The organism is Algoriphagus hitonicola, from assembly GCF_900113375.1.
GTDB lineage: Bacteria > Bacteroidota > Bacteroidia > Cytophagales > Cyclobacteriaceae > Algoriphagus > Algoriphagus hitonicola.
Genome location: NZ_FOPC01000001.1, coordinates 15,962 through 36,106, shown reverse-complemented (window position 1 = coordinate 36,106; position 20,145 = coordinate 15,962). Strand labels below are relative to the sequence as shown.

At 42.3% G+C, this 20,145-nt stretch carries 16 protein-coding genes; 7 read left to right on the top strand and 9 right to left on the bottom strand.

Annotated elements, in window-relative coordinates:
• Positions 1 to 975: an isoaspartyl peptidase/L-asparaginase family protein gene (locus tag BM043_RS00145; RefSeq protein ID WP_092788225.1), complete on the bottom strand. Its 975-nt coding sequence runs from the start codon at positions 973 to 975 to the stop codon at positions 1 to 3.
• 83 nt (positions 976 to 1,058) lie between these two features.
• Here BM043_RS00145 and BM043_RS00140 point away from each other — a divergent pair, with 83 nt between their 5' ends.
• Positions 1,059 to 1,820, top strand: a complete 762-nt coding sequence (locus BM043_RS00140) for a creatininase family protein (RefSeq protein WP_092788224.1) — start codon at positions 1,059 to 1,061, stop codon at positions 1,818 to 1,820.
• On the opposite strand, the gene BM043_RS00135 is transcribed toward BM043_RS00140, so the two are convergent.
• The 4 genes from BM043_RS00135 to BM043_RS00120 form a co-directional block, all read right to left on the bottom strand.
• Complete coding sequence (locus BM043_RS00135; RefSeq protein WP_092788223.1) at positions 1,821 to 5,342, bottom strand: VCBS repeat-containing protein; 3,522 nt, start codon at positions 5,340 to 5,342, stop codon at positions 1,821 to 1,823.
• Positions 5,343 to 5,481: 139 nt separating this feature from the next.
• Positions 5,482 to 7,209, bottom strand: a complete 1,728-nt coding sequence (locus BM043_RS00130) for a RagB/SusD family nutrient uptake outer membrane protein (RefSeq protein WP_092788222.1) — start codon at positions 7,207 to 7,209, stop codon at positions 5,482 to 5,484.
• A gap of 54 nt (positions 7,210 to 7,263) precedes the next feature.
• The gene (locus BM043_RS00125) at positions 7,264 to 10,545 is read right to left on the bottom strand and encodes a SusC/RagA family TonB-linked outer membrane protein (RefSeq protein WP_092788221.1); all 3,282 of its coding nucleotides are present in this window, start codon (positions 10,543 to 10,545) and stop codon (positions 7,264 to 7,266) included.
• A gap of 489 nt (positions 10,546 to 11,034) precedes the next feature.
• The gene (locus tag BM043_RS00120) at positions 11,035 to 12,807 is read right to left on the bottom strand and encodes a tetratricopeptide repeat protein (RefSeq protein ID WP_177188391.1); all 1,773 of its coding nucleotides are present in this window, start codon (positions 12,805 to 12,807) and stop codon (positions 11,035 to 11,037) included.
• A gap of 75 nt (positions 12,808 to 12,882) precedes the next feature.
• Here BM043_RS00120 and BM043_RS00115 point away from each other — a divergent pair, with 75 nt between their 5' ends.
• Positions 12,883 to 13,101, top strand: a complete 219-nt coding sequence (locus tag BM043_RS00115; protein ID WP_092788219.1) for a PspC domain-containing protein — start codon at positions 12,883 to 12,885, stop codon at positions 13,099 to 13,101.
• Here the strand turns inward: BM043_RS00115 and BM043_RS00110 are convergent.
• Positions 13,098 to 14,096, bottom strand: coding sequence for a glycosyltransferase family 2 protein (locus tag BM043_RS00110; protein ID WP_092788218.1), 999 nt, complete (start codon positions 14,094 to 14,096; stop codon positions 13,098 to 13,100). The two genes, BM043_RS00115 and BM043_RS00110, sit on opposite strands and share 4 nt — an antisense overlap.
• Positions 14,093 to 14,428, bottom strand: a complete 336-nt coding sequence (locus BM043_RS00105) for a YbaB/EbfC family nucleoid-associated protein (RefSeq protein WP_092788217.1) — start codon at positions 14,426 to 14,428, stop codon at positions 14,093 to 14,095. Before BM043_RS00105 ends, BM043_RS00110 begins: the two co-directional genes overlap by 4 nt.
• A gap of 144 nt (positions 14,429 to 14,572) precedes the next feature.
• On the opposite strand from BM043_RS00105, the gene BM043_RS00100 reads away from it, so the two are divergent.
• Positions 14,573 to 14,854, top strand: a complete 282-nt coding sequence (locus BM043_RS00100) for a hypothetical protein (RefSeq protein WP_092788216.1) — start codon at positions 14,573 to 14,575, stop codon at positions 14,852 to 14,854.
• Here the strand turns inward: BM043_RS00100 and hisS are convergent.
• A complete protein-coding gene (hisS, locus tag BM043_RS00095) occupies positions 14,851 to 16,224 on the bottom strand; it encodes a histidine--tRNA ligase (protein WP_092788215.1) in 1,374 nt (457 codons plus the stop codon). The genes BM043_RS00100 and hisS overlap by 4 nt on opposite strands.
• 159 nt (positions 16,225 to 16,383) lie before the next feature.
• Here hisS and BM043_RS19430 point away from each other — a divergent pair, with 159 nt between their 5' ends.
• Positions 16,384 to 16,530, top strand: a complete 147-nt coding sequence (locus tag BM043_RS19430; protein WP_177188390.1) for a hypothetical protein — start codon at positions 16,384 to 16,386, stop codon at positions 16,528 to 16,530.
• Positions 16,531 to 16,590: 60 nt separating this feature from the next.
• On the opposite strand, the gene BM043_RS00085 is transcribed toward BM043_RS19430, so the two are convergent.
• Positions 16,591 to 17,103: a metallophosphoesterase family protein gene (locus tag BM043_RS00085; RefSeq protein ID WP_092788213.1), complete on the bottom strand. Its 513-nt coding sequence runs from the start codon at positions 17,101 to 17,103 to the stop codon at positions 16,591 to 16,593.
• Positions 17,104 to 17,169: 66 nt separating this feature from the next.
• Here BM043_RS00085 and BM043_RS00080 point away from each other — a divergent pair, with 66 nt between their 5' ends.
• The 3 genes from BM043_RS00080 (at position 17,170) to BM043_RS00070 (ending at position 20,003) form a co-directional block, all read left to right on the top strand.
• Positions 17,170 to 17,574 (top strand): rhodanese-like domain-containing protein, encoded by a 405-nt coding sequence (locus tag BM043_RS00080; RefSeq protein ID WP_092788706.1) that lies wholly within the window; start codon positions 17,170 to 17,172, stop codon positions 17,572 to 17,574.
• Entirely contained in the window at positions 17,567 to 18,937 is a 1,371-nt protein-coding gene (locus tag BM043_RS00075; protein ID WP_092788212.1) for an NAD-dependent succinate-semialdehyde dehydrogenase, read from the top strand. The genes BM043_RS00080 and BM043_RS00075 overlap by 8 nt, the downstream gene beginning before the upstream one ends.
• A gap of 85 nt (positions 18,938 to 19,022) precedes the next feature.
• Entirely contained in the window at positions 19,023 to 20,003 is a 981-nt protein-coding gene (locus tag BM043_RS00070) for a pyruvate dehydrogenase complex E1 component subunit beta (RefSeq protein ID WP_092788211.1), read from the top strand.
• Positions 20,004 to 20,145: the final 142 nt, after the last annotated feature.

The window sequence follows — 20,145 nt, the reverse complement described above, 5'->3', positions numbered from 1 at the left end:
TTAAAAATGACTTTTAGAATCGATCAATACATTTTCCTGAAGGGTCGCTTGGGCATAATTAAAGCCCGGATGAACCGCAAAAGCGCCAACTTCTCCATCTTTATTCATGGCCAGAAAACCAGCCTGAATATCTTTTATATTCTTATTTTTTGAGATGAGCCGACGAACTGCTTCCTCACAAGCTTCCCGTGGACTTCTACCCTGACGCATCAATTCTACAATCAAAAATGCGCCACAAATCCGGATAATGGATTCTCCCAATCCGGTGGCAGTAGCGGCACCGACTTCATTGTCCACAAATAATCCTGCACCGATAATCGGGCTGTCTCCCACTCGGCCATGCATTTTATAGGCCAAGCCACTGGTCGTGCAGCTTCCCGCAAGGTTTCCATTGGCATCCATCCCGATCATTCCTATGGTATCGTGATTTTCGATATTGATGATCGGCTTGTATTGACTGGTTTTTTTCCATTCTTGATAAGCCTCGGCAGCTTTGGGACTGAGCTCTTCTTTCTCCAAAGGAAAGCCTTCTGAAATGGCAAACTGTCGAGCCCCCTCTCCCGCCAGCATTACATGTGGAGTTTTCTCCATTACCGCCCTGGCCAAAGAAATGGGATGCTTGATTTGTCGGACAAATGCCACCGAGCCACAGGAACCGTCCCCTGTCATAATCGAGGCATCTAGGGTTGTGATTCCTTCTCTATCCGGAAGTCCCTGCAATCCAACGGAAAGATTATCCATATCCAGCTCTGTATCTTTGACTCCTGCTTCCACTGCATCGATAATGCTTCCACCGGATTTCAGACGCTGAATCGCTGCATCATTGGCCGGCAAGCCATGATTCCAAGTAGAAAGAATCAAAGGTTTGGAATTGATTTCTTTTCTTGAAAAAGGACGGACAGTAGACTCCAAACCCGGTATAAAAAGTGCAGTTCCCATCAGGGATTGCTTGATAAATTTTCTTCTTTGAGACATTGGCCTTATTTTAGATTCGCGAGTTCAAATTATCAAATTTGACTGCGATTTACCCCTATTTTCAAATAATTCTTCCAAAATCCATGAGACCCTACATTTTAAAAGAAGCTAATTGGAAAACCTTAAAAGATCATCGCTTTGATTTAGCTGTCCTGCCCTGGGGCGCCACCGAAGCGCACAATTATCATATGCCCTATGGAACAGATATTTATGAAGCGGATGCGATTGGCGAAGAGGCTGGAAGAAAAGCCTGGGAAAAAGGTGCAAATTCGGTGATTTTACCTTCCATTCCTTTCGGAGTAAACACTGGTCAATCGGATATCTATTTGGATATGAACCTAAACCCCAGTACACAGTTTGCCATTCTTCGGGATCTCATAGAGGTTTTGGATCGACAGGGAGTTAAAAAACTTTTGATTTTGAATAGTCATGGTGGGAATGATTTTAAAACTGCCCTTCGGGAACTGGGATTGAAATTTCCAGAAATGATGCTTTTCACCTGCAACTGGTTCCAGGCACTGGACAAAACCCAGTATTTTGAGGAAAAAGGAGATCATGCGGACGAAATGGAAACCGCCTTGATTATGCATCTCCATCCCGAACTGGTACTTCCGCTGGAGGAAGCCGGAGATGGGGATGAAAAGAAAAGTGTCATCTCAGGTGTTCTGGAGCGGTGGGCCTGGGCTGAGCGAAAATGGTCTGAAGTCACAGAAGATACCGGAATCGGAAATCCAAAAAAAGCCTCCCCCGAAAAGGGAAAGCGATATTTTGAAGATGTCACCGATAAAGTAGCCCAATTGATTGTGCAAATCTGTGAGGTCAAATCCGGACAGATGTACCGATAATCAATCCATTTGGGAGAGATCCAATTCCTCCTCTTCTCCCTTGTAATTGATCGTTTTCAATGAAAGGGTTCCTTTTGGCAGAGTGATCTCCCTAGAGGATTGAGAGAAAAATCCGGAGCCAAAAGGAATCTCTATCCGCTGGGTTTTCCCGTTTTCCAATTCGACCAAAACCGCTATGATTTCCTGGGAAAGTTTCAAGGTTCTTCCCTCCTGAGTTGATTTTTCAAAAACTTTGAGCTTTCCACGGTTTTGCGAAGCGATGTATAGAGGACCCTTGGAAGCTGATGCTAACTTCACCAAGGCTTTCCCATCTGCCGGCACGACAAAACCACTTTCAGCTGGTGACAGCGGAGTAAAATCTCCTTTCCCATCACCTAACAATACTAACCCGTTTAGTGCATCCAAGCGACCGATAAAAATCTCATTACCATAATCATTACCCACCAGCATCACATCCAAAAATCCATCTTGATTAAAATCATCCACTTGGATTCCAAATACCGGTGCCATCTGAGCTTCCACTGGAAGGGGATGAATTTCGAACTGGCCATTCCCTTTGTTTTCTACCCAGACTGATCGATCATAATTTCCAGTCAAAATGAGCGCATCCTGTTTTTCCTCATCCGTGAACAAGGTATTTTCTGTAGCCTGAGCATAAGTTTTGTACCGTTCGAATTTTCTTCTAAACAAGGTGCTTTGCCCATACAGATCATCCCAAAAATGCACTGGAAAGGACTCAAATTCTCCGTTTCTGGATTTATACCAAGAGAAAATAACAGGATCCATACTTCCATTCTGATCAAAATCCTTGGCATAGACTTTTACCGGTCTATCAGAAGAAGGATGATAGTGATTATTTGCTCCCATATTTCCTACGATGAAGTCCATATCCCCATCCTGATCAAAATCACCCGAAGCAATGCTATTCCACCAACCCAGGTAGTTTTCCAAGCCAGTTTGGGATGATTTCACGAGTTTTCCTTCCTGATTTTTAAAAATGGAAATCTCCATCAGCTCTCCGACTACGATTAAATCAATCCAACCGTCCCCATCTATATCTGACCAAAGGGCATCAGTCAGCATTCCGATGGATTTTAAACCTCCAGCTACTTCATCTGTTACATCTTGAAGAGTTCCTGATTGATTTTTTAGCAAAAAGCTTTTCTCAGGAAGCGGATATTGAGCTACTGGTGTCCTCCCACCTACAAAAAGGTCCAAATATCCATCTCGGTCAAAATCTGCCGCCCGCACAACACTTCCGCTACCTGTCACCTCATCAAAGTCCTGATCTTGGGTGAAATTCCCATTCCCGTCATTGACAAAAAGTCGATCTCGATAGTATGGAGATCCAGCAACAAATTCATTGCTTCCCCCGACCAAATACAAGTCCAGATCTCCATCATTGTCCAAATCAAAAAGCAAAATTCCCTGCTCTTCAAATTCTAGGTCTTGATCTTTTGAGAATAAGTCAGCCTGATCGAAAGTGCCATTCAATCTTTGTTTAAAAATCACCGGTGAATTCCCCGAGGAAGAACCAATGATGAGGTCATCGGTACCATTTCCATCAATATCGCCAACGGCCAAAGCAGGTCCATACTGCGTGAGTTTATGAGGCAAGGTCCGCTGCACATTATAATCTACTTTATCCGATTCCTCATGCGTATAATCCAATCCAATTTGCGGTGCAAGTTCTTCAAAAAGCTTACTTCCTTGTTCCTCCTCGAGAATGGCCAACTTAAATTTACCAGGTTCGGAATTTTGATAATCTATTTCTAGTACCTGATTTGGTTCGGGCTGCTCCACAATCGAATTTTTTCCATCCGGCCAATGCACTTCCAGAGAAGTTATTTCAGAAGTTCCCAAACCAAAATGCACTATTTCATCTACCGAAGACATATAGCCTCTGACGACTTGTTGCTCTTGAAATTGCCTGGTGCCATCAGCTAAACTCAAAATTACCTTAGCTCCCAACCCTTGTGGATTTTGCTTTGGCCCATTGAGTTTGACCCTCAGGAAATTCGGTGACTCCGGTTTTTGGTTTAGCGTATTTTCGAAAATAGAGGCCGGATCATTGATATTATTCACCACATAATCCAAATCCCCATCCCCATCCAAATCGACAAATGCGGCTCCATTTGAAAATGAAGGTTGGTTTAATCCCCAAGCGGCACCTTCATCTTCAAAGGTCAAATCTCCCTTGTTTTTGAAAGCATAGTTGGGAATCTTAACGATGGGAATAGAATCCAACAGCTGTCGGACAGTTGCCACACTTCCGACGTCGGCCCGATAGTTCGCAAAATCCTTATCGGTAATATCCCTGGGAAATCCATTGGTTATCAGCAAATCCCTCCAGCCGTCATTGTCCACATCCGTAAAAAGCGGAGACCAAGACCAATCGGTCTGATAGATCCCGGCATACAAGCCTATTTCACTAAAAGGCACATCGGGCCCGTTATTGACATGCAGCATATTTCGGACATGCTGATATTCATAGCCCCATTGTTCATTGCTGATATAGACTTGGTAGGAGTTTTTTCCAATGGTGGTTTTCTTTCGATAATTATCTTCACCAAGCATATCGAGGGTAATCAGATCAGGCTTGAGGTCATTATTGAAATCAGAAAAATCCGCACCCATTGAGAATTGGCTTTGGTGTTTCAGCCAACTGGAACTTTGATTGGAAAAGGTCCCATCCTGATTATTGATGTAAAGGATGTCATTGGTGACGTAATCATTGGAAACATGAATATCCGGCCAGCCGTCATTATTCACGTCAGTAATCAAGAGTCCCAATCCAAATCCTTCGATGGTAATACCGACTTCTTTGGTCACATTGGTAAAAGTTCCGTCGCCATTGTTACGATAAAAGGCATCATTATTAATAGCTGACCCATCGGTGATTTTCTCCCGATAGTTCGAAGGGACAATTTTACTTTGCTCATTATTGAGCACATATAGGTCCAGATCTCCATCCAAATCGTAATCGACAAAAGCCGCCCCCATACTATTCCCCGGATCAGCAATTCCATAGGATTCGGCCATTTCCTCGAATATCACTTCACCATCTTCGTTCAATCCCTGATTCACAAAAAGGAGATTATTTCGCTCACCGGGACCGGTTTTCATAGCCGTAGCCACATAGATATCCATCCAACCATCGCCATTAATGTCCACCACAGCAACTCCTGTACACCAATAATCCAAAGCCTCGATTCCCGCAGATTCAGAAATATCTTCAAAGCTAAAATCCCCACGATTAAGGTAAAGCCTGTTTGCCACCTGATTTCCGGTAAAAAAAAGGTCAGGAAGCCCATTTTGGTCAAAGTCTGCCACGGCGACACCTCCGCCATTAAAAATATATTCATCGGTGAGAATATTAAAAGAATCTGTTTCCGTAATTAAGTTGTTAAACTCAATGCCGGTTTTTTTTGGATCCTTTAACTCAAATAATTTTTCTTCTTTTTGACAGGACCAAAGTCCCAAAACAAGAATTCCGAGAGACAGTGGAAATTTCAATTTCATAGGTAAGTTTGGGCTAATTATTAGGGTTGAAATTAGCATTTATACTGCAAGGGGGAAAAGAATAATCGAAAATCAATCCCTTTAAACCAAAAAAAGAAGGCCCGAAAGCCTTCTTTTAAAATTAATTTTTATTCTAGGATTAGAATCCAGGATTCTGAATTAGAATATCAGATCCAACCAAGTCAATCTGATCCAAAGGAATCGGATTATAGATATAAGGGTCGGTGAAGGAAGCTCCTCCAAATGTTGAGGATAAGAACTGCGCTTCATACTGTAGATACGCATTCATTTCCTCATTGACGATACCCCATCGTACCAAATCGTAGAATCGATGTCCTTCCATGCCCAATTCGAGCATTCTCTCTAGTCTTACTGCCTTACGGGCTACCGTAGCATCAGTCCAGGGAGTCTCATACAGGCCAACTACATAGCTAGCAGCAAGAGTACCATCTTCTCGCTCAAGATTTGAGTTCTGTGCTCTTTCACGAACTCTATTCACTTTTTGACGAGCAGATTCCAAGTTTCCAGTTTCGATATCGGCTTCTGCAGACATCAACAAGACATCAGAGAATCGGATGATGTACACATTCAATCCGGTGTAGCCTGGTGTCCATGAAGAGTTGTCCTGGAAAGAACCTACTTCATCTCTAGAGTAAACATACTTTTTAGGAGAGTAAGGCCCACCATTTGGCTGGTTTCGAATCCAAGATGCTCCTGGGTGATCTTGCCAATCCAAGTAAGGTATTCCTCTACGACCTACCGTATGATCCAAACGAGGATCTAAATTTCCAGTATCTGGGGTAAAGTCATCGCCACTTCCAAGATTCATATCATTTTTCACTTGATTAGCTCCTTCGTTGTATTGACGATCAAGCAATGGAAGACCATTGGCATCGGTACGGAAGGAGTTGACAAAGCTAAAGCTAGGCTGATAAAATCCACAGCAAACACCAGGAGCAGCTGAGTTGTAAGGGAAATTCAAATCAAATTCTGGGTTGGCATTAGCCACGGATCCAGTTCCCGCGGCTGACTGATAAGCCCAAACGGTTTCCTGATTGTTGTCAAATGCACCTCTCCAAAGATTCTGATATTGATCAACCAAATCAAACTTAACCCCGTTGGAAGTCACCCCGTTAGCAATCACATCATCAAACAATGTCTTTGCTTCTGCATATTTTCCTTGATAGAGATAAACTTTCGCTAAATATGCCTTTGCCGCCCACTGATTCACTCGACCTACTTGAGGCTGAGTTGGAGGCAAGTTGTCCACTGCATATTGAAAATCTGCCTCGATAAAAGGCCAAAGATCCTGGTTATTACTTACTTCTTCGAGACCTGATCCATAATCCACATTTTCATCCACATAGGGAGTATTGTTGTAGTCTCTTTTCAATTCGAAGTAATAATGACCTCTAAGGAAACGAGCTTGAGCACTGATTCGGGTAATATCCGCTTCAGTCACATCATCAGCTGGATTGAGCGCCAATCTCAAGACAGAGTTTGCTCGCGCTATCCCTTCATAGGCTCCATTCCACTTGGCACCAATATCACCTGAGGCGGAATTGGTTTCAAATCGCTGGATGGGGTTGATTGTGGCAAAGTCACCCGGGTCAGTACCCTTGTTTGCTTCACCACCTCTAATACTACCCCATACCCAATTGGATGCTGAGGCCAAACGGTTAAACCTACCGTTAACTTGGGAATACGCTGCAATCAAAGATGCCTCCAACCCTGCTACCGTAGACAACTGATTCTCTGCCAACACCCCCGTAGGTGGTACGTCTAGAAAATCATCGCTACAACTCACTGCTACCATCATCGCTGCGGATGATAATAGGGCTCCGATTTTTAATTTAAAATTGTTCATTTTTTATAATCAATTATAGTTTCTATAACTAGATTCAAGATAAATTGTTAACTATTAGAAACTTAAGTTCACACCAAAGGTATAACCTCTTGTCACTGGATAGTTTCCGATATCGATACCGAAAGTAGTATCTGCCGATCCACCTACCGCAGGATCCAATCCTGAGTAACCTGTCAACGTAAATAGGTTGTTAGCCCCTGCAAAGATTCTAGCTCTTTGTAGATTGTATTTATCCAAAAGTGCCTCAGGAAGAGTGTATCCGATAGTCACGTTTTGCAATCTCAAGTAAGAACCATCTTCGATGTAGTAAGAGTTAGCTTGCTCTGAAGTTGAGAAGTTGGTGGTTCTTTCTACGATAGGTACAGTTGCGTTTGGATTTTCAGGAGTCCAAGAATTCTTCAATCGCTCAGAAATTGCCGCACCTTCAAAGGTCTGGAAGAAATCAGTAAACCAACGAGATTGGTTCCATACTTCGTTTCCAATAGAAGTGTAGAAATAGGCTGCTACATCAAATCCTTTATAACCTACTGAGAAGTTAAGACCACCTGTAAAATCAGGAACCGGAGAACCCAAGAAGGTACGATCATCTGGCGTAATTACTCCATCACCATTGATATCTTCAAACTTCAATCGACCTGGAGCTGCACCTTGCTGATCAGCATGGCTAGCTACATCTTCTGCACTTTGGAACAAGCCAATCTGCTTATATCCGAAGAAAGCGGAAAGAGACTGTCCTACTTGGTTTCTGATCGGCTGAATACCCCTAAAGCTAGGATTAATAGAAGTAATAAAGTCCAAACCTGGGGCAAGAGATACAATCTCATTTTTCAAGGTAGAGCCAGTTACTGTCAACTCATACGTAAAAAGAGAAGAAAGATTACCTCTAGTAGAAACCAAAAGGTCCAATCCACTATTTGACATTTCCCCAATATTGATAAACGGAGGAGTTGCGTTGCTACCCGCGGTTTGAGGAATTGGCAATTGGAACAACAAGTCTTTAGTATCTTTTTTCCACCAATCAAAGATCACATCCAAGCGACCATTGTAGAATGTACCATCAAAACCAATATTCTGAGTAACTGCTGTTTCCCACTGCGTATTTGGGTTACCGATACGAGTTCTTCTGAACCCGATAACTGCGGATGAGTTAGATCCAGCAATATCATAAGAGGAAGCCCCGATATCTCCACCAAATGTAGAGAACTGGTTAGTTGCTGGAACTGGGTTTGAGTTACCCATTTGTCCCCAGCCCCCACGAATTTTCAAATCATCAATCCAAGATGCAGACTGCATGAATGGCTCAGAAGACAATCTCCATGCTGCTGAAAATGCTGGGAAGGTACCAAATCGTGAATTAATACCGAAAACTGAAGAACCGTCACGTCTAACAACAGCACTGAAAAGATACTTGTCGTTAAAGGTATAATTCAATCGCCCAAAGTAGGAAGAGAAGTTAACCCCTCTGAATAAACTGGAGTTTACGATTCTTGAGCTTACAGGCAAATTTGTGATCGTGATAAAGTCTGGATCTTGAGAGAATGGATTTTGTCCAGTAGCAGAAATATTTCTACCTGATCCAGTATTCAAGGCTTCCTGACCTACGATTACATCAAATGCATGCTTGTCAAAAGTTTTCTTCCAAGAAAGAGTATTCGTAAATGTCCAACCAAAATCATAACCTGCTCCCTCTCCATAGCCAAAGGCGGAGTTGTTTTCGGAGTTTTCATACTGTCTTCGCCCATAATTCCAGAAGTAGTAATTATTATAACGACCACCTATAGAAGTTCGGAAAGTCAAATCTTCGATCAAATCAATCTCGGCATACACGTTACCAAAGATATTCGCATTGAAGTTTCTGTTATCCGCTTGACCTTCACGGCTTGCTACCGGGTTTCTAGGGTTGTTAAATGCACCCACTGCAGTACCGGCATAGCCGCCAAATTCATCTCTTACCGGGATGATTGATGGCATACGAAAGGCACTCAAGATATCGTTTTCATCCAGTGCAATACCTCTACCACCATTTCCACCGGATTGTCCTAGAACTTGACGATAGGTAGCTTGGAAGTTTTCACCGATTCGGATACGGTTCGTTACATCAAACTCAGAGTTTGCTCTTAATGAAATCCGCTTAAAATCATTGTTCAACAAAATACCAGATTGATCCTGATAACCTAAGCCAATATAGAATCTACTAGTCTCTGAACCGCCATTTAAACCAATTGAATGTCTGTGAAGCGGAGCAGTACGGGTAATCGCATTATACCAGTCAGTTCCTTCTCCTGTGGCAGCTCTGATCAACTGTAGGACTGGACCTGCATTAGGGTCTACATTGTACCAAGCAGCTTGTTGCTCAAGCTCGGATGCAGAAAGTGGTCCAGGCTGTCCAGGGCGATTTTGAAGGGTTCCATTAGAATTTTGACCAATTACACTTAAATAATATGGTAAAACTGGAGAATTACCACTTCCAAAATGTGGATGACTATACTCTGGATCATCACCATCAATCATTGCTTGATTACGCTCGGCTAGCCAAGTGTATTCTGCAAAGTCAGCAGGGTTCATCATATCCAAGCCTTCACCAGGATCAGTGGAACCAAACATACCATTGTAATCCACACGGATTTTTTCATTGCTTCTAGTTCCTTTTTTCGTGGTGTAAATAATCACACCATTGGAAGCCCGCGCACCATAAAGAGAAGCGGCGGCGGCATCTTTCAATACCGTAGTAGACTCAATATCATCTGGATTTAAGAAGTCTGTGCTGGTTACAGGAACTCCATCAACGACGTAAAGTGGCTCATTTCCTCCAAAGGAACCGAAACCACGAACTCGGATGATGGAAGTAGTACCCGGCTGACCATTGGTAATTACCGTAACACCAGAAACTCGACCCTGAAGAGTCTGCTCTACGTTACCAGTTGGAATTACCGTCAGATCCTTGGGATCTACTGTCGCGATAGCACCGGTAGTTTCCCTACGGCTATCAATCGTATAACCCGTCACGACAAGCTCCGTCAAGGTCTGCTCGTCTGGGGTTAATTTAACATCGATGACACTGCGGTTTCCTACCAATTGTTCGATTCTTGTGTAACCGATAAAGGAGAAAACTAAGACAGCCTCGTCGTTGGGTACATTGAGGGAAAATTTCCCGTCAATATCCGTAGCTGTACCGTTGGTCGTCCCTTTCACGAGGACAGAGACTCCAGGTAAGCCCGTATCAAACTCATCCAGAACGGTACCGGTCACTACGCGTTGCGCCATGACAGCCGAACTGGTTATCACTAAGAGCAGGAATGCAGCACTTAGATTTTTGTAAAGATTTTTCATAAACATAGATAGATTGGGTAACAAGATTAATCTCAAATACTTGTTTGTTAATTGATATGCAATCGTTTGCGATTATTCTCAAAATAATTGCAATAGAAGGTTTTCGAATTTTCGAAAGGTCTATTGCGATTATACCACGGTACGAATACCTGCAAAAGGATGAAATCCTATAGGTTTGAGTGCATCTAGCGATGCCACGTGAGAGAGGGAGGTGTAGCTAGAAATGATAGGTCATAGGCAATATTTTGGGTTTGGTGTACAACTTAATCATCAATGTTAAAGATTCTAAAACAAAATTCAAATTCCTTAACAGAAATATTATTTGGCAATGGAAAGAATTTACATTATGAATCTTTCAAACTATTTCACATCGACGATCTAATGTAGTCGATTTTTGACTGAATCAAAACCGGAAACTGTTAAAAATGAGGTTCTTTTACCAAAATAAAGTAATTTTTTACCCTGAATTCAAAATTTCTACAAAATCTTGAGGTATTAATTTTTTTTCAAAATTTCGAAAAATTCTGGATCTTCTCTTAATTCTTCAAAACTCGGATCAGTCAAAACCCGTGAATAAATCTCCGAGTTGGTCTGTGCGGCACGTTCCAAGTGAATCAATGCCACCTCTTTTTGCCCACCGTTGATGGCAATAAGCGCAAGTCCGTAATAACCATAGCCGTATTCCCGGTCTTTCACCACCGATTCCTCAAATGCAATGGAAGCATTCGCATAATCTCCGGCAAGATAAAAGGCCAATCCTTTATTAAAAAAATCCTCAGGATCTGTAAATTCATAGTCAAACCTTAACGTGGCCAGTTTATAATCTCCTCTGATAATATCCAATGCTCCCCGCAAGCTTTCATTTTTCATCAAAAAATCAGGATTTCTAGTCATCACAGAGGCATCCGAGAGAAATTTATAGGCATCCCAGTATTGTCCCCGAAGTGCAAAAATCTGTCCCAAATTATGAAGCGTGTAGGGATTCTCTTCGATTTTGACCGCACGATTAAGCAACCACTCTGCTTCATCCCAGAGTTTCTCCTTCCGATCCAGGTCCAGCGTTTGCTGAGCTTCCCGAATTCGGATGACTGCCAGATTATTATATGGCAAGGCCAAGGCAAATAGCTCGGTCATTTTGGAATAAATCTCTGCTTTTTCCTCTAGCCGGGGACTTCCCTCAGCAGCAATAGCCCAGTCCACAAAGGATAGACTAGACTGGGAGGAATTCAGATCTAATTCCTGCTGGAGACGCGAAAAATCATCTTGAGACAAGCCACTTCCTGACCGGGCGACCACTTCGATTTTTGCAGCCCTTAATTTCGGAAATAGCGTTTGGGACAATTGGGAAAACCCTGGGATTTGTCTGAGTTTTTGCTGCTGATCCAAAAAATCCGTCCCATCCATCAGCACCGAATAATATTGCTCTTTTCTTTCCGTACTTAAATCATCCTTTTCCCTCAGCAAAAGTCTAAAATCAAACCAATCATTCCACCGGGCATTGACTTCAATAAGCGAATCTCTTAACAGGATTTTTCTAGAGACCAACTCTTGTTTTACTGTTTCGGCCCGATCCATTCCCAGTTTACTGTTTCTGCCCTCCGATGCTTCAGGAGATTGCAGTCCGATGACTTTGACTGATTCAATAAATGGGTGATCGATTAAAAATTCGCGAAGGGATTTGAAAACCGATTCATTGGTATCAGTTGATTGAAATTCGGAACTGCCGGGGTTAAATTGAATTGACGAATAAAAGGTCCTGCTAATTCCCCGCTCCTGCCTGCCTGAGGGCATCATCAAACCTACAGAAGGGATAGCCTCCCCCGAATTTACTTGGCCTATTTTTGCCAAAAAGGGCGTCGTGATGATGCCTTTGGCGATCACCCTGACTTCAAATGGTTCATCTCCTAATTTTTTCCCCTGAAAAAAATTTAGTGAAAGCTGAGCAGATTCCATCCAAGGTTCAAAGGCAAGGACAAAATCCTTTTGGTAAGAATAATCTGCCAAATTTTTCTCCAAATCAAAAATTCCCAGGTCTAAGCTCTTTTCTGATGTTTTGAGTAAAAGTTTCAATTGGGGATTTCTGGGTGTAACCACCGATTCGATAGGGATCTTTCCTTGGACAGAGAAGCGGACAGAATCTCTGAAATAGGCTAATTTTTCAGGCTTAAGCTGGACATTTTCCAAAAAGCGACATTCCTGAGCCCAACCGATTTGCCAGAATTGGAATAAAACAAAAAGCAGTAGAAAATTAAATTTTGATGAAAACAAAGAGGCAGACATTTTACTTAGGTAATTCTAGAATGATTTTTGATATATTTGTATCCAACTAAACCACTGAAGATCATGCAGAAATTAAAGTTGTTTTTCGAAGAGCGTGCTTTTGGTGTATGCTCGAGACTCGGTGAAAAGCTAAACTTTCCTATTGACAGCATTCGACTGTTTTTCATTTATTCCTCATTTATCACGTTAGGCTCTCCGGTGATTGTCTATGTTTCCATGGCAATGATGATGAAAATCCGAAAGTATTTCCGCAAGATGAATAATCCTGTTCTTTTTGATTAAAGATCTTGGAAATATTTCTTTCTCAAAATCATAAAATGCCAAAAAATCAGGTCCACCGGACCTTTTTTTATAGGCTTTGATTCTGGAAATTTTATCTTTTCTACCAAGCGCCGGGATTTTAAAAAATCCCAATATCCATCAAAGACTGCACTAAACATTTCAGGTTTTCCCGTAATAAGATATCCCAAGCCAGCTGCAAATTCCATTCCCGCTTTTACTAAGAAAATCCACCAGAATACAAGAGTTCCTTCATTTTTATAAATCATCCGAAGGCTGTTTCTGATATTTAAATATAATTTTCTTGGACTGCTTCGATCCAAAGTCGCTCCACCCAGATGATAAATAGTTGATTGGGCAGTAAACCCAATTTTCAATCCTTTTCTCCTCAATCGTAGGCAAAGGTCAATCTCCTCCATGTGGGCAAAAAAATGGGCATCAAATCCACCAACTTCATGAAATTCATCAGCTCGAAGTGCAAAACAAGCCCCTGAGGCCCAGTCCACCTCGATCGTATCCTTATACTGCCCTTGATCTTGCTCGATGACATTCCAGATCCTTCCCCGGCAATAGGGATAATATAGGGAATCCAAAAAACCTCCTGCTGCTCCCGCATAGTCAAATGAATCCCGGTTTTGCGCTGATAAAATTTTAGGCTGAACAGCCCCGTAATCCTTGTTCTTCTGAAGGAAATCAATCAGGCTCAGATCCCAATTGCGGGTGACTTCGACATCCGAATTGACCAGGATGTAAAAATCATAGTTTCCTTTGAGCTGCTCCAGCCCCCAATTATACCCTCCGGCATAGCCGAAGTTTTCGGAAAGCTGAATCAACTGCAGCTCTGGAAAATCCTGTGATAAAACGGCTACAGAGTCATCCGTACTGGCATTGTCAATTACCCAGATGTCATAACGGGAGAATTGACAAATGGAAGGCAGGAAACGCTTGAGCATCTCCCGACCATTATAATTGAGGATGACGATTGCGCAAGTCTTCATCCAAACATGCTACCCAAATCCATTCCCGGAATATTTGGCATCATTCCTTCTGTAGCGGATTTCATAGCGGCCTTGATTTTCACATCTATCGCCTCCATGGCAATATTTGTTGCCGCCACGACCAGGTCACTCAACATTTCTTTGTCCGAAGGAGTCAGCAAGGATTCATCCATTTCGATTTTGAGAACTTTTCGTTCTCCATTGACCGTCACTTTGACCAATCCTGCTCCGGATTCTCCTTCTGCAGTAAGATGAACCAATTTGGACTGGGCTTCTTTGATTTTCGACTGAGCCTCCTTGACCTTGTTCATCATATTCATGATATCGAACATAATATCGTATTTATAATTAAACTTAATTTATACTTAATTTTCCAAATAAAATTTGGTATATTTACTCTTATACAATTTATAAGATAAATTTTTGCAAAATTTATCGAATTTTATCGATTAAATAAGTGATCCAATTTCTTAGCCATGCAAACAGCCATCAAAATCGATAAAGAAAACATTTCCACTTTACGCTTTGGACATGAGGAAGTTCTCCAATCCAAAGAAGAAATCCAGATGAGGTTATTCGAACTCGAGTGCTCACAGACGTTAGGCAATCTACTCCAAACCAAAGTTCAGCTAACCTTCCAATCTTCTGACGGCCAAATTTATGAGGTTCACACCACCGTTTGGGCTGTGGGAAACCAGTTTGTGCTATTGAAAGGAGGGATCACCATTCCTATCCATTCGATTATCCAAATCGATTAAACTCCGCTAAAGTGGTCAATCACTTGATCCAAGGTCCAGTTTTCCTGTATTCCTGAAGTTAAATTTTTTAAGGCTAATGTTTTATTGGCTATTTCCTCATCTCCGCAAATACCTACATAGGGAATCCCTTTTTTGCTCGCATAATCCAACTGCTTTTTCATTTTGGATTGATCTGGATAAATTTCCGAGCGAATTCCAGCCGCTCTAAGTAGGGTAAGAATATTCAAGGCGTAATTGAATCCCTTTTCGTCAAAATACGCCAACATTACCTGTGTACCTTGACTATCCTCCTGAGGAAAAAGCCCCAACTCTTCCATCACATCATAAATCCGATCCACTCCAAAGGAAAACCCCACTCCTGAAACTCCACTCAGCCCGAAAACACCGGTGAGATTATCGTATCGCCCGCCTCCACTCACTGAACCAATCGATACTTGATTGACTTTGACTTCGAATATCGCTCCGGTATAATAAGACAGCCCTCGCGCCAAAACCATATCCAACTGAACTTTGGCAAGGTCTTGCCCCATGGTCTGCATGATTTCAAAGGTTTCTTCCAGTTCCTTCACGCCTTGCAGTCCGATTTCAGATCCTGCAAGAAAGATTTTCAGAAAAGCCAAATGATCGATCTCTTGTGTAGAAGCCTCCACGAGCGGTCCTAATTTCTGCACTGCTTCATCGTTGAATCCTCGTTCTGTGAGTTCCTGCCGAACTTTTTCCCAGCCGATTTTATCCAATTTATCAATGGCCACGGCTAGTGGACCTTCCTTGCCTGCCTCACCGATGACTTCTGAAATCCCGGTCAAGATTTTTCGGTTATTGATTTTAATGGAATAATCAGATATACCCAAGCCTAAAAAGACCCGTCGTATCATCAAAATAATCTCGGCTTCACAGACCAAACTATCGGTTCCGACCACATCGGCATCACATTGATAAAACTCCCGATAACGCCCTTTCTGAGGTCGATCTGCCCGCCAAACAGGCTGGATTTGGTAGCGCTTAAAAGGAAAAGTCAGCTCATTTCGATTCATCACCACGTATCGCGCAAAGGGTACAGTCAGATCGTACCTCAAACCCTTTTCGGCGACTTTAGGAAGCGTAGCGGCAGCACCTTCACTGAGATCTTTCAGATCTACTTTCTTCAAAAAATCCCCTGAGTTTAAAATTTTAAACAACAGCTGATCTCCTTCTTCTCCGTACTTTCCCGTGAGGGTACTCAAATTCTCCATCGCAGGAGTTTCAATCTGCTGATAGCCAAAAAGCTGAAAGGTATCTTTGATCGTTTCCAAAATAAAATTTCTTCGAGCCATCTGTATTGGGCCAAAATCTCTCGTTCCTTTGGGTAAACTCGGTTTTTGCATGGGGATCCTTTTGGTGATTAAAGCTCAAATTTACCGAAAAATTGAAGAATTATTTGCCAAATCTGCAAAAGGTCTTGAATTTCTTAGGGCTATATGCAGACAAAGAAAAAATGTTTGCATACCTTTGCAGTCCGTTTCGAAACAAAAACATTAAATCATATAGTCATGGCAGTTACTACTCTGAAAAGAAAATTAAGAAGAAAAAGACAAAGCCAGAATACCCGTGTGGCTAGAATCAAGCAATTGAGCGCTCAGCCAGTAATCAAAAACGTGGATGTGGAAGAGTTGAAAAAATCTTTCGATAAGAAGTAATTCTCTTATTGCAATAGCTTAAAGCGGTCTTTGGATCGCTTTTTTTTATGCCTTTTTTATTTAGGACTCCAATTTGCCCCGCTTTCCAAGTTCGACAACCCGGAGATTTTGTACTTTTCCCTCATTCAGTTCAAATAATAATAGCGTTCGCATCTGATGAAATCCCTGCTGACCGATGGCCCCGGGATTCATGTACAGGCAATTCAATTCCCAGTCAAATTCCACTTTGCAGATATGAGAATGACCGCAGACGAAAAGCTGTGCACTTTCTGACTTTAGAATTGATTTGACCCCTTTGGCATAGCGGGGAGGTTTTCCGCCAATATGGGTCATCACTATTTTCATTTTTTCCAATTCAAAAATCTGCCATTCGGGATAGTTTTGCTGAATCTCGGCATCGTCAATATTTCCAAAAACCGCCCGAATTATTTTTCCTTTGGGCATAGCCTCCATTACCTGCAAATCACCAATATCCCCGGCATGCCAAATTTCGTCCACCGTCTCAAGAAAAGAGAGGGTTTTGTGATCAATGTAACTGTGAGAATCAGAAATCAGCGCGATTTTAGTGGACATTTGAAACGAAAGGGATTAAATTTTGCTTCAATATGTACCGCTTTAACACAAATCAAAAACCAAACCATGAAAAAACTCATCTTTCTCCCCGCAATCTTATTTATGTTGACTTTGATCGGCAATCCTCTGCTAGGCCAAGGAAAATCAGACTCGGCCAAAGTGGTCTCTGTGGAAAAATTTGACAAAATGATCTCCAAAAAGAAAAATGTACTCTTGGATATCCGCACTCCTGAGGAAATAGCCGATGGCCAGATCAAAGGTGCGCTGAATATTGACTTTTTGGATGAAAACTTTGCTCAGAATATCGAACAACTCGATAAATCCAAAACCTATTTATTGTATTGTCGAACTGGTAAAAGAACGGCCAAAGCCGGGGCAGCTATGAAAGCCGCAGGATTCAAAAAAGTATACATGCTGGATGGTGGATTGACAGCTTGGAAAGAACAACAAAAACCCACTACCAATGACTAAAATCAAATCAATTAACCCTTTTGACGGAAATTTATTAAAAGAATTTGATTCGCTTTCCTCTTCGGACATGGAGGAAAAACTGAGCCAAAGCGAGAATGCTTTTCAAGCCTGGAAAAAGACCTCCATGGACCACCGAAGTCAGCTGATGAAAAAAGCAGCCAAAGTCTTAAAAGAGGAGAAAGACTATTTTGCCAAAATCATTTCCCTGGAAATGGGCAAAGTCATCAAAGAATCCATTGCCGAGGTGGAGAAGTGTGCCTGGGTCTGCGAATATTACGCAGAAAATGCAGCTGATTTTCTCAAGGCTGAACCGATTAATCTTCCCGATGGCTCCAAGGCCAAAATCATCCATCAGCCAATCGGGGCGGTTTTGGCGGTGATGCCTTGGAATTTTCCTTTTTGGCAGGTCTTTCGATTTGCGGTTCCTACGCTGATGGCGGGAAATACAGGACTCCTTAAGCATGCTTCAAATGTTCCTAAGTGTTCATTGGCCATTGAGGAAGTCTTTATCAAAGCTGGGTTTCCGGCAGGCGTATTTCTTTCCTTGTTAATTGACTCCAAGAAGACTACTGAAATTATTTCTGATCCCAGGGTAAAAGCAGTCACTCTAACCGGCAGCGAAAAAGCCGGGGCTGCGGTAGCCTCCGCTGCAGGTCAAGAAATTAAAAAATCCCTACTCGAATTGGGAGGCAGCGACCCATTTATCATTTTAGAAGATGCCGATGTGGAAAAAGCAAGCGAAACTGCCGCAAAAGCACGGATGATTAATTTTGGGCAAAGTTGTATTGCTGCCAAGCGATTTATTGTGGTTGAACCGGTCTATGATCGATTTTTGGAAATATTTACCGAAAAGATAAAATCCATGAAATTCGGTGATCCACTAGAAAAAGAAAGTGACTATGGCTCTATGGCCAGACCAGATTTGGCGGAGGAATTGTATGAGCAAGTTCAAAAATCAGTAGCTAGCGGTGCCAAAATCCATCTGGGAGGAAACAAGCCCGAGAAAGGAAGTGCACGGTTTGATCCGACGATTTTGACCGAGATCCCAAAAGACAGTCCCGCATATTCCGAAGAATTATTTGGACCGGTGGCATCGGTATTCAAGGTTAAAAATACAGATGAAGCTATCAAACTCGCTAATGATTCGGAGTTTGGATTGGGGGCTTCCCTTTGGTCCAAAGATGTAGAAAAGGCCGAGAGAATTGCTGAATCCATAGAGTCTGGAGCCGTTTTTATCAACTCCTTGGTCGCTTCCAATCCGCATTTGCCTTTTGGTGGAATCAAAAAGTCAGGCTATGGTCGGGAGCTGAGTCGCTATGGGATTTTAGAGTTTGTCAACTCCAAAACCGTTTATCTGGGCTAAAACTATCCTGTATAAACAATTGCAGGACCTTTGCAATTGCCCGATTCCTTTCTATTTTTACGAGCTAAAATTTTGTCTTTAACTAATGAGAGAAATACAATTTCGAGAAGCCCTCAGAGAGGCCTTGTCCGAAGAAATGAGACGAGACGCCAATGTCTTTTTGATGGGCGAGGAAGTCGCTGAGTATAACGGAGCTTATAAAGTGTCTCAAGGAATGCTGGATGAGTTTGGTCCGGAGCGGGTATATGACACGCCGATTTCTGAACTTGGATTTGCAGGATTGGGAGTAGGTGCTGCGATGAACGGGCTGAAGCCAATCATCGAATTCATGACCTTTAACTTTTCCCTTGTGGCGATCGATCAGATCATCAACTCTGCCGCTAAGATGCTCGCCATGTCAGGTGGAGCTTATTCGGTGCCGATTGTATTCAGAGGACCGACTGGTAACGCTGGTCAATTGGGTGCGACTCACTCCTCCAACTTTGAAAACTGGTTTGCCAATACCCCTGGATTGAAAGTAATCGTGCCATCTAATCCATACGATGCCAAAGGCCTTCTTAAAGCCTCCATCAGGGATCCGGATCCGGTGATTTTTATGGAATCCGAACTCATGTACGGAGATAAAGGTGAAGTGCCTGAATCAGAATATTTATTGCCTATTGGAGTAGCAGACATCAAGCGAAAAGGTAAAGATGTAACCCTCATTTCTTTTGGGAAAATGATGAAAGTCGCGCTTGAAGCAGCTGAAGAAATGGCCAAGGAAGGGATCGACTGTGAAGTGATTGATTTGAGAACCGTCCGACCTATCGATTATGCGACTTGCGTCGAATCATTGAAAAAAACCAACCGTGCAGTTATTGTAGAGGAAGCCAATCCCTTGGCAGCAATTTCATCCGAATTAACCTATCATTTCCAGCGCTATGCTTTCGATTATTTGGATGCTCCGGTGATTCGGGTTAATTCCATGGACGTTCCTTTGAGCTATGCACCGACCTACATCGAAGCGACTATTCCAAATGTAAAAAGAACTGTAGCTGCTATCAAAAAAGTAACCTACAAGGACTAGGATCCATATCATAAAAAAGCCCTGACTTACTAGCCAGGGTTTTTTGTTACCCAATCTATCTATTTACTGTAAAAAGTATCAACCTAAGATAATGGTTCCGAAAAAAGGCTCTGGCAACCCAGAGCCTTTACTTTTTTCAATT

Bases quoted from the DNA above. Each gene is read 5' to 3' on its own strand.
- BM043_RS00075 (WP_092788212.1), top strand. From the start codon at position 17,567: ATGACTAAAATCAAATCAATTAACCCTTTTGACGGAAATTTATTAAAA.
- BM043_RS00085 (WP_092788213.1), bottom strand. From the start codon at position 17,103: ATGTCCACTAAAATCGCGCTGATTTCTGATTCTCACAGTTACATTGAT.
- BM043_RS00130 (WP_092788222.1), bottom strand. From the start codon at position 7,209: ATGAACAATTTTAAATTAAAAATCGGAGCCCTATTATCATCCGCAGCG.
- BM043_RS19430 (WP_177188390.1), top strand. From the start codon at position 16,384: ATGGCAGTTACTACTCTGAAAAGAAAATTAAGAAGAAAAAGACAAAGC.
- BM043_RS00135 (WP_092788223.1), bottom strand. From the start codon at position 5,342: ATGAAATTGAAATTTCCACTGTCTCTCGGAATTCTTGTTTTGGGACTT.
- BM043_RS00125 (WP_092788221.1), bottom strand. From the start codon at position 10,545: ATGTTTATGAAAAATCTTTACAAAAATCTAAGTGCTGCATTCCTGCTC.
- BM043_RS00070 (WP_092788211.1), top strand. From the start codon at position 19,023: ATGAGAGAAATACAATTTCGAGAAGCCCTCAGAGAGGCCTTGTCCGAA.
- BM043_RS00080 (WP_092788706.1), top strand. From the start codon at position 17,170: ATGAAAAAACTCATCTTTCTCCCCGCAATCTTATTTATGTTGACTTTG.
- BM043_RS00105 (WP_092788217.1), bottom strand. From the start codon at position 14,428: ATGTTCGATATCATGAATATGATGAACAAGGTCAAGGAGGCTCAGTCG.
- BM043_RS00110 (WP_092788218.1), bottom strand. From the start codon at position 14,096: ATGAAGACTTGCGCAATCGTCATCCTCAATTATAATGGTCGGGAGATG.
- BM043_RS00100 (WP_092788216.1), top strand. From the start codon at position 14,573: ATGCAAACAGCCATCAAAATCGATAAAGAAAACATTTCCACTTTACGC.
- BM043_RS00115 (WP_092788219.1), top strand. From the start codon at position 12,883: ATGCAGAAATTAAAGTTGTTTTTCGAAGAGCGTGCTTTTGGTGTATGC.
- BM043_RS00145 (WP_092788225.1), bottom strand. From the start codon at position 975: ATGTCTCAAAGAAGAAAATTTATCAAGCAATCCCTGATGGGAACTGCA.
- BM043_RS00140 (WP_092788224.1), top strand. From the start codon at position 1,059: ATGAGACCCTACATTTTAAAAGAAGCTAATTGGAAAACCTTAAAAGAT.